This is a genomic window from Paenibacillus sp. J22P143 (assembly GCF_059692035.1).
In genome coordinates this window covers 146,910-156,501 of record NZ_JCAUAQ010000010.1, presented here as the reverse complement: position 1 = coordinate 156,501, position 9,592 = coordinate 146,910, and the positions used below count along the sequence as shown (strand labels likewise).

Genomic DNA, 9,592 nt, shown 5'->3' with positions numbered 1-9,592 from the left:
GATTCTCTCATGCGAGAAAACCAGTTATCCGGTCTTAGCTATCGTTTCCGATAGTTATCCCAGTCTTAAAGGCAGGTTACCTACGTGTTACTCACCCGTCCGCCGCTAGCTCATCCCGAAGGATAAACCCGCTCGACTTGCATGTATTAGGCACGCCGCCAGCGTTCGTCCTGAGCCAGGATCAAACTCTCCATAATAGTTTGGACAATTGCTTGTCCGTATATCTGAAAGCTTAATTGCTCATTTGCGTTGCTAGCGAGATTTTGCAATCTCTTTTTTGAACGATTTCTCGTTCATGCTTACTCACTCGTTGTTCAGTTTTCAAAGATCAATTTCTTTCGTTCGCTACCGTGTTACCGAAGCAGCGAGGAGTAATATACCATGCTGACATTTCAATTGCAAGCTTTTTTTAAATTCTTTTTTTCGTTACCAGCCTCTCTGTCTTGCGGCCGGATTGATAATATAGCATGGACGGCAGATACATAGCAATGTTTAATTTTCCCAACTGCAAAATAAATTATACGCATCCACCGCCACCAGTGAAAACTCCGAATATTTTAAATCAAGCTGACCTACTTAACTTGGATACTGATCTGGCATGGCCCCCTTAATATTGGGTACCTAGCACGCCTGCAGCAACCGTAACAATGGTGGATAGATTCGTGACAACACTCATCTGGGATGCTTCTATTTTGGACAGAACATAGGAGGACGATAAAGCAGCAAACAAGGAAGACACCAAACCTAAGATTGCTGCAATTGCATGAATCCCTTGTCGTGCACTGTGATGGCAGTTATCTGGTAGGGCCTCCGATGCAATCGGGTGTACATACGCATATTGAAATGCCGGTTCAGGTGCCGATCCCTCTTTTACTCGAAAGATTACGTAAGAAACAGGTGGTGATTCAGAACCTAGCGCCTTATTATTTACCTGGCTTCGATCCCAAGTCATGTCTGTCTCTGAGCATTACTAGGGTAACAGAGGAGCGAATCGATGCGGGGGTACAGATTATTGCGGATGAGATCAAGCATATGGTGAAACAGGGAAGACGGGGATAATGGAAAAAAGAGCCAAGAATTAACTTGACCCTTATTCCTTATTGCACGGTAACTTTCACAATGTCGAGCCGCACATTCGCGCTAGCGCTGGTTTAGCTGCTTACTCCTTTATGAAAGCAATTGTCCTTCAACAATCTCCACGGCATTAATGTATACTTGCGCATCTAATGATTCCGGTTGCTTCATGCCTTTGACAACTAGCTTGATCTCCGTCTCTATGTCGGGATTTAAACCATTCACGCTGAATAGGGATCTACGGAAGCCGGTTTGCGGCCGATACGTATCAACTGTTCCTTGGTAGTCTCCATTTAGGAATACATCAAAGAATCCACCATCGGCACATTTCTTCCCAACAATACTTGCGGCTTCACCCTTGAATCGGAATGTCAATTCCGCTCCAGCTGTGCCTGATTTAGCCAGTATGCGTGCATATACGTTCCAATCACCATCGGCTCTGCCCCAATCACCTGCATAGTGAAGCGCTGCGTTGGTATCGAGATAGCGAATACAGTTCACAGGAGCGGATTCACGAATAGGCTCGATCCGTAGATTGCGGAACGCATGGCGATGGTAACTGCTTAATAACGCAGCGTGCCCGCTTGGAATCTCGCTATCTGTCCATTCAAGTAACCGCTCACCATTCCAATGTGCTGTGATGGTCTTGCCTTCAAAGGAAAGCGCCAAGGCGTTCCAGACGTGAGGTTCTAAAGCCTTCGTATCCCCCTGCAATAGGGGGTATTTCCCTTTCATCAGCTCATAGCGCCCCGTATAACGCATGCGCAGCCAGTAGCCTTCCGGCGGCTCATTGCTCTTGGCGGTATAGTTGACGCGACCGGCTAGGCCAATGTAGCCTGCTGACTGGTCCAGTTGTACCTCCACGGACACACGGTAGTTGGTCCACTCTAGACTGCCGAAGAGTGTATAAGCATTTTACCCGCTTCCTCTAGTTCATCTGAGATGTTCTCGAAATACGTCTTCATGACCAGCATATTGTAGGTATTTACTAGAGCAGGAATCCAGGGCGCCCAGTAACTATTCACGAGGCCGAATATTTTCACGATGAGATAAGTCGGAATCATTCCCCCGGTAAACATCATGGTAAAAATGAGAGCTAAGATCACATAGCGTCTGACAGGAAATAATTTACGCGATAATGGGTAAGTGATCAGGATCGTAACCAACATACTAAGCCCCACACCAACAACGGTGATTACGACACTATTTCGAAAAGCGGACATCATCCGTGTACCTTCAATCATCGATGTAAAAGCATCCGTATTCCAGCCAACCGGCCACAGAGTTACCCTGCCTGAAAGAATATCCTGCGTATGGCTGAGTGATAGAGAAGCTATATGCAGTAAGGGCAGCAAGCACGTTAAAGCAATGAGTGCCAGCAAACCATAATTGAGTCCGAAAAAGAGGCGGTCTCCAAAGGAAGTTCTCATGTTGCTCTCCTTTCTAGTTTCTTCACTTGGTGGGGCGTAGTTAAAATAATCCGTGTCCAAAACGGCGCGCTAGCGCATTGGCCGAGAACACTAGCACAAATCCTACAACAGATTCGAAAAAGCCCATTGCTGCCGTCAGGCTGAATTGCCCGCCTTGAAGGCCCACGCGATACATATAGGTCGAGATGACTTCGGAGACACTGGCGTTTAATGAATTTTGCAACACATACACATGATCAAAGCCAATCTCCATCACCTTACCTAATTGTAAAATGAGCAGAAGGACGATCGTTGTGCTAATGCCTGGAATCGTGACATGGCGTATCTGCTGCCATTTGTTCGCCCCATCGATATTCGCTGATTCGTACAGTGACGGATCGATGGCCGTTAGGGCAGCCAAGTAGATGATGGCATTAAAGCCCATTTCCTTCCACACACCTGAGGTGATAAAAACCGCCATCCAACTCTTCGCGTTGTACAAGAAAGCGAAAGGTTCCCCACCGGAAAGCTTGATCCAGTTGTTCACCGTGCCTGATTCTATCGAAAGAATCGAGATGATCAATCCACCTACAATGACCCATGAGAAAAAGTGCGGCATGTAGAGAATCGTCTGGACGATCCGTTTGAACCACATTCGGCGAGCTTCATTCAGCATAATCGCAAGTGCAATCGGAACGGGAAACCCGCAAATAATCGTTAAACCGCTCAGAACGAGTGTATTACGGATAATGTCCACCGTCTGGTCTTGCTTAAACAATGTCTCGAAGTTGTTCATCCCTACCCATGGGCTGTGAAGAATTCCATCTGTGAAATTGTAATCCTTGAAGGCAATGACAAGCCCTCCCATCGGCAAATATTTAAACAGCACATAGAACAATATGCCGGGAATCAACATGAGAATAAGCGGTAGACTTTCCTTCAGTCGCAGCTTCGATTTGGCTTTTACTTTACGCAGTTGATTCGGCATCACCGTCGTATGCACCTCCGAATTTGGGTTCATCGTATCTCTCTCCTTTCTACTTCTTATTATAGAAGGAAAATGTCAAACCTACCTTGAATCTGATAAGCAATACCTCGAAAATTATACGGATTAAAAAAGAAGGCACGCAGCGTATTACGCTACATGCCTATGACTTGCTGCTGGGCTATCCCATCTTCCGAAATTCACTCGGCGAACAATGGACCCAAGTGCGGAATACCGTGGTGAAATAGTTCGGATCCTCGTAACCGACCGATTCGGCGATTTCGGATATTTTCATATTCGTATTACTCAGTAAGATTTTCGCCTTCTCCAACCGGAACTTCGTTAAATAATTCGTGTAGCTTTCGCCTGTTTCTTTCTTGAAAAGGTTGCTGAAGTAACTCACACTGAGATGCACATGCTGAGCGACATCATGAATGGAGCAGGCTCCCTCGTAATTTCGCTCCATGTAGGCGATTGCTTTATCCAGTAAATTGACATTTTTTCCAGCTAGCCACGAATTCAACTGCCACATAAAGGCTTGTATCTGCTTGGACAGCCACTCCGCTACTTCGGCGGCTAAACGAATCGGCTGCAGTGTCTCAATCCACTCGCCAAGCTTTTTCTCTTCGCTTTCTTCGCCATTGAACGCCCGCTTACTTGCCGATGCCAGTGCTAAGGCTGTGCTCAGTCCTTCGATTTTGGCCTCATTCGCATTCATTTCCTTCACCTGTCTAAGCAGAACCTCCAAATATTCGCGCAGATTTTCAGTCTTCCCTTGGACAATGAATGACATCACTTCCGTTTGAATACTTTTACTTCGAGCGGCATGATCCGGGAGGCTGAGCTCGCCCTTGCTGCTTGACTCTTGACCAAAAGATGCGAATTGACCATATAGCGGCTGCATGCTCTCAAATACCTCTGCCCGAAGTGTCAAACCAAGCAGTTCTTGCGTGGAATCCACTACCCCTCTCTCAAAGGATGCCAGAGAGGATGATTGATCGGTTAGAACCCCGAACACATCATGTTTCACGTTCGCAATGCTGCCTTGTAAATGTGAGATGCCAAGCCATTCCTTCATCATATTCAGTAAGGCAAATTGCAGGAGTCTGGCATCCTCTCGTCGGTAGCTCTTGGTTGGTGGTGTGTAGGTGTCGACCGTGAGCACCAGAAGTCTCTTGTCCTCGCAGGTCCTCTGCAAACGTGCGGTTGCCGCTTCATCCATCGGAAGACCGAGCAGCCACGACTGGATATGATGCTCCAGCAGGCGATTCTGTTCCATCAGACTGCGTTCAGCCTGATCCTGTCGCTCCGCATATAAGCGATAGGCATTCTCCAGCGGAGGCGTCAATTCTTGTGCTGAGATCGGCTTCAGCAAGAAGTCAATGGCCCCGTAGCGCAGCGCCGCTTGCGCAAATTCGAAATCTTTATGCGCCGTCAATACCATCACGTCGATCGAGCGGCCTAGCTCGGAGATGCGCTGACAGAGCTCAACCCCGTCCATCTCCGGCATGCGAATATCGGTAATGACGAGATCCGGCTCAAGCTCTTCTATGAGGGATAATGCCTGTAGACCATTCTCTGCTTCCCCAATGACCGTCCATCCGGCATGGCTTGCTTCGATCATTTTGGACAAGCCCCTGCGAATCAGATGCTCATCGTCAACAATTAATAGTTTCCCTTTCATAGCTGCTGACTTCCTTCCATCTGGGATTGAACCGGTAAAATTAATTTCATCGTTGTCCCAAAATTTGGCTCGCTAGTAATGACTAAGCCATAGGGTGGGCCGTACATAAGACTGACACGCCTTATGACGGTTTTTAAACCAATTCCGCCAGTGGCACTGGTAGGCTCCTCAAGGCTGCGATGCTGCAATTGCATAATTGTATCAATCTGCTCCTGCGTCATGCCTTTGCCATTATCACTAATCTCAATACATAAGAGGGACTGATCCATGGAAACCTTGATGCGCAGAATGCAAATCTTGGACATTTGGGCAAAAGCGTGCACGAAAGCGTTCTCGACCAGCGGCTGCAAAATGAGCCTAATCACAGGGAGTTGCTCAGCGTCTTCATCCACTTGGATGAACGTCTCCAGCCACCTCCGATTCGCACGCCTTGGATATTGATATACTTCGTAATATGCTCGATTTCGTCCTTCACGGTTGTATGTGCACTCGGACTTTGCAGCGCATAGCGCAGGAGACCCGATAGGGAAAGCACCAATTGAGCCGCCTCTTCATCATTCTCACCGAGATAAAGCTTCATATGAATCGTATCCAGTGTGTTATAGAGAAAATGCGGATTCAATTGCGCTTGCAGCGCGGTAAGCTCCGCTTCCCGTTCATTCAGTTTACGTTCATACACTTCTTGAACGAGCGACTCAATATTCGCTGCCATTTCGTTGAAGCTATGGCCCAGAAATGCCAGCTCATCCTGCGTAGAGATGCGAATCCGCGTATCGAAGCGGCCGCCACGGAGCTTTTTCATCCCCGTAACTAGTGTCTGCAGGGGTTTGAGCAATCTTTTTCCCGTGAAGAAAATAAGCAACGAGGCTAAGAAAATACTGACAAGACCCGAGTAGAGGGCGATTTGGAAAATAATCTGGCTCTTCTCATTAATTGATTTCAGAGATAAGGTACTGATCAGCGTCATACCGGAATCGGCTGTTCGGTTACGACTGACGAGAATCGACTCGCCACCTGCCTTCACAATTTGTGAATTTGGTACACGGAGCAGTTCTTCAAGTTTAAATCCGCTGTCTTTCTTAGCATTCGTGTAGACGACCCTATCGTTACTATCGAGCAGGATGACTTGCGCTTTCTCACCCTTCGCTAATTCATCCAAGATCGAGCCAAAGATAGATTGATCGTAAAATAAAATCAAGTTCCCATAGAGTTCCTGCTTCTTGTTCTTCATATAGCGTGCCGCTGAGATTACATTACGATAACCGGAACTTTCGATGCTCGATATTTTCAAAGGCTGCCAAACCAGTTCACCGTTGGAACCCTCCAGGGAGTGTAGAACTGCCGAATAGTTGGCATCACTAAGCGGGATGACGGTGCCTGCATTATTTTCGAAAAAGTAGCCTGAGCCCTTCGTGTTGTACACATACATGCTGGAAAGCTTAGGTTCGTCAATCGAGATTTGGTTCAGCAGCTTCGTTAGCTCGTCCTGATCCAGCAAGCGGTTGTAAAAGGTGTCATCTGCCCGCTCAGCTGAGCGCCGGAGAATGTCCTCGATATAGGGATGAAACACGATATAGTTGGTCGCTTTATATAAATTTTGAATTTGCGTTTCAACGCGTGCAGTTGCTTGTTCATTGGCCTTGGCAAATTGCTTGCTGACTTCCGTCGTAAACAACTTGAGATAGACGGTATAAGTGGCATAGCCGGATATGAGGAAAATGAGCATGATCAAAACGGATAACGAGGCGATGAGTTTATACGACAGCTTCTTCTTAAACATTTCCACACCCCCGTACACGTATTATAGCCTACAAGAGGGTCAGATGCCTTGAAAATCATATGATTTCTCTCGAAAATTACGTAAAAAAACCGCTGGTATATGTCCCCAGCGGTTAGCTATTCGTATTCGTTACGCCTACTTCAATTTATTTCTTCGCAGTTGCGTACCAGTCGTTGACTTCTTTGAAGCTTGTGTCTCCACCTGAGGATTTGAATTTAGCTTGGAATGCTTCAAGCCCCGTAATCGCTTCAGCACCAAAGATTAGCTTCGTCGTGTAGTCGTTAACCATAACGTTGAGCTGGCCGAAGTTCTTCGAAAACTCTGGCAAGTAAGGAGCAAAGCCTAATGGATCTATGACTCTCGAACTTCCTGGTTGAAGTGTGTTCATGAAATTCCAAGCATCAAACAAACGCATATCTTTACGAACACGTGCCTGCCAATACGTCGGATAGATTCTATCATCTGTACCTGTTAAGAAGTTATTAGCTGCATTACGCTCATCCGTAAAAATCGGTAGAATCGGCGTATAAGAGCCATCTTTTAACGTGTAGTGCTTATTTTCTTCGCCAATGGCCATCGTTCTGAACGTATCCTTTTCAAGCTTAGCGTTCATCCACTTGATCGCATCTTCTGCATGCTTGGAAGCTTTAGGAATATATGTAATGCGATCGAAGCCTGCTGAAGCACTTAAACCTGTTTTTCCATCTTTCCCTTTTAATGTTGGAATAAAGGTAGCTTTTGCCGTAGGAATATTTTTGACTAAAGCATCTGTAACGACAGGGACATCAGCCCAGTGAAGCATAATCATACCTGCTTTACCGCTTGAGAATTTCTCTTTGGCGGTAGCATCTTTATTGGCGGCGAACTCTTTGTCGAGCAAGCCTTGTTTAAATAAATCACCAACATAGGTCACATAGTCTTTATAAGCAGGGTCCAACACTCGTGGTGTTAGCTTACCATTCACATCATTCCAAAAGTTCGCTAGACCAAAAGCACCGACAATGTTAGGAATAAGCGGAAATTCTCCTTTTACGGTTAAAGGAATATTTTTATCCCCGTTTCCGCCAGGATCTTTCTCTTTGAAAGCTTTAAGAACAGCAGTAAGCTCGTCTATTGTTGTAGGCGCTTTCATTCCGACTTTGTCAAGCCAGTCTTGACGAATATACAAGCTTTCACCTGCAAATGGCGTCGTTTTTGTTGGGATCGCATATAATTTCCCATCTATTTTGGCAGCTTCTAAGGCAGTAGGGTCAATCGCTGCTTTAATGTTCGGACCAAATTTGTCAATTAGCGGGCCTAAGTCTGTCAGAGCGCCCTTTTTGGCATAATCCGCATATAACGCTTTGAAGTCTGTTGTTCCAACTGTCGTAATGGCGTCATAGGGTTCTCCAGAAGCAATCAAGATGTTCAACTTGTCTTGCGGTTTGTCCTGTGGCAACATATCGTATTGCACTTTATAACCTGTTGCTTGTTCCAAGTACTTAGCAACTGGATAAGTGTTATAGTCATCCTTTTGCCATACTTGAAGCGATTTCAATTCCGGCTTTGGTCCAGCTGAAGCTGTAGCTACGGCTGCTGTTGTACTTGCTGGGGCTGCTGTACTTCCTGTATCTGCACTTTTGGAAGCGCAACCGACAAGAGATGTTACGGATAAGCTTGCTGCAACGGCTACTACCATCATTTTTCTGTTTGTTTTTAACATGTGTAAGCCTCCCTAGTCTTCTGTTTAATATATCATTAAACCACTGATGCTCGCATCATAGGCGTTAATGCAAATTCACCCTTTTACGGATCCAATAAGGACACCTTTGACAAAATGCTTTTGCAAATACGGATATACAAGCAACATCGGGATGATCGAAGCAATGACGGTTGCGGCTCGAATGCCTTCCGCTGATACGTTCATCATATCGTCCGCGTTTTTAGCAACAGCAGTTGAGCTATCTGCATCCATGACGATATCACGCAAGTATAGCTGCAATGGTTTAAGGCCTGCGTCATTGATGTAAAGCATCGGGTTAAAATAGTCATTCCAAAAATAAACAGCATAGAAAAGAGCAATCGTTGCAATGACTGGCACACTTAACGGAAGAATAATTTTCCAAAGGATCGTAATGTTTCGAGCACCATCCATTTTGGCGGATTCTTCAAGCGCCTCTGGCAATGATTCATAATAACTTTTGATCACTAGCATATTGAACACACTAATCAGTGCTGGCAGCATCAGCGACCATAAGCTATTGATTAGATGGAGTTTCTTCATCAATAAATAATTTGGAATAATACCACCATTAAACATCATCGTGAAGATAAACATAACCATGATAATTGAAATACCGGGAAGATGCCTTTTCGACAATGGATAAGCTGTTAAGGCTGTCACCAAAATCGCGATCACCGTACCAACAACCGTAATGAGGAGCGATATCCCAATCGAGTGGAGGAACTGGCTGGAGGACACCACATATTTCATCGTATCCAACTGGAAGCCGACTGGAAAAATCCCTACTTTACCGGATACGACAGCTGATTCATCACTAATCGCTTTGGACAAAATATTCGCTAGTGGCAGCAATGTCGCTAAGCCGCAGAGCAGTAGAACAAGATAAATACAGATGTCAAAAGTCCAATCACTAAGTGTTTTCTTATGCATGCTCTTC

At 45.7% G+C, this 9,592-nt stretch carries 8 protein-coding genes, 1 rRNA gene and 1 pseudogene; 1 reads left to right on the top strand and 9 read right to left on the bottom strand.

The window, feature by feature from the left end; all coding sequences use genetic code 11:
- A 16S ribosomal RNA gene (locus AC58PQ_RS16425) occupies window positions 1-197 on the bottom strand; the annotation flags it as partial.
- Between the two features lie 616 nt (window positions 198-813).
- Here AC58PQ_RS16425 and AC58PQ_RS16420 point away from each other — a divergent pair.
- Complete coding sequence (locus AC58PQ_RS16420) at window positions 814-1,059, top strand: hypothetical protein (protein WP_497243268.1); 246 nt, start codon at window positions 814-816, stop codon at window positions 1,057-1,059.
- Window positions 1,060-1,167: 108 nt separating this feature from the next.
- Here the strand turns inward: AC58PQ_RS16420 and AC58PQ_RS16415 are convergent.
- From AC58PQ_RS16415 to AC58PQ_RS16380, 8 genes and pseudogenes are all read right to left on the bottom strand, one after another.
- Window positions 1,168-1,950, bottom strand: a pseudogene (locus AC58PQ_RS16415) (hypothetical protein); the annotation flags it as partial.
- Between the two features lie 11 nt (window positions 1,951-1,961).
- On the bottom strand, window positions 1,962-2,504 hold the full coding sequence (locus AC58PQ_RS16410; RefSeq protein WP_497243266.1) for a carbohydrate ABC transporter permease: 543 nt from the start codon (window positions 2,502-2,504) through the stop codon (window positions 1,962-1,964).
- A 40-nt stretch (window positions 2,505-2,544) separates the two neighbouring features.
- Entirely contained in the window at window positions 2,545-3,471 is a 927-nt protein-coding gene (locus AC58PQ_RS16405; RefSeq protein WP_497243288.1) for an ABC transporter permease, read from the bottom strand.
- A 178-nt stretch (window positions 3,472-3,649) separates the two neighbouring features.
- Window positions 3,650-5,152: a response regulator transcription factor gene (locus tag AC58PQ_RS16400; RefSeq protein ID WP_497243264.1), complete on the bottom strand. Its 1,503-nt coding sequence runs from the start codon at window positions 5,150-5,152 to the stop codon at window positions 3,650-3,652.
- The gene (locus AC58PQ_RS16395) at window positions 5,149-5,544 is read right to left on the bottom strand and encodes a sensor histidine kinase (protein WP_497243262.1); all 396 of its coding nucleotides are present in this window, start codon (window positions 5,542-5,544) and stop codon (window positions 5,149-5,151) included. Before AC58PQ_RS16395 ends, AC58PQ_RS16400 begins: the two co-directional genes overlap by 4 nt.
- The gene (locus AC58PQ_RS16390) at window positions 5,514-6,932 is read right to left on the bottom strand and encodes a sensor histidine kinase (RefSeq protein WP_497243260.1); all 1,419 of its coding nucleotides are present in this window, start codon (window positions 6,930-6,932) and stop codon (window positions 5,514-5,516) included. The genes AC58PQ_RS16395 and AC58PQ_RS16390 overlap by 31 nt, the downstream gene beginning before the upstream one ends.
- Window positions 6,933-7,077: 145 nt before the next feature.
- Window positions 7,078-8,634 carry an extracellular solute-binding protein gene (locus AC58PQ_RS16385; protein ID WP_497243258.1) on the bottom strand — a complete coding sequence of 519 codons (1,557 nt, stop codon included), beginning with the start codon at window positions 8,632-8,634 and terminating at the stop codon, window positions 7,078-7,080.
- A gap of 75 nt (window positions 8,635-8,709) precedes the next feature.
- On the bottom strand, window positions 8,710-9,585 hold the full coding sequence (locus AC58PQ_RS16380; protein ID WP_497243256.1) for a carbohydrate ABC transporter permease: 876 nt from the start codon (window positions 9,583-9,585) through the stop codon (window positions 8,710-8,712).
- Between the last annotated feature and the right edge of the window lie 7 nt (window positions 9,586-9,592).

Coding starts and splice junctions, on each gene's coding strand:
- AC58PQ_RS16410 (WP_497243266.1), bottom strand. CDS start 2,504: ATGAGAACTTCCTTTGGAGACCGCCTCTTTTTCGGACTCAATTATGGT.
- AC58PQ_RS16385 (WP_497243258.1), bottom strand. CDS start 8,634: ATGTTAAAAACAAACAGAAAAATGATGGTAGTAGCCGTTGCAGCAAGC.
- AC58PQ_RS16400 (WP_497243264.1), bottom strand. CDS start 5,152: ATGAAAGGGAAACTATTAATTGTTGACGATGAGCATCTGATTCGCAGG.
- AC58PQ_RS16420 (WP_497243268.1), top strand. CDS start 814: ATGCAATCGGGTGTACATACGCATATTGAAATGCCGGTTCAGGTGCCG.
- AC58PQ_RS16405 (WP_497243288.1), bottom strand. CDS start 3,471: ATGCCGAATCAACTGCGTAAAGTAAAAGCCAAATCGAAGCTGCGACTG.
- AC58PQ_RS16380 (WP_497243256.1), bottom strand. CDS start 9,585: ATGCATAAGAAAACACTTAGTGATTGGACTTTTGACATCTGTATTTAT.
- AC58PQ_RS16390 (WP_497243260.1), bottom strand. CDS start 6,932: ATGTTTAAGAAGAAGCTGTCGTATAAACTCATCGCCTCGTTATCCGTT.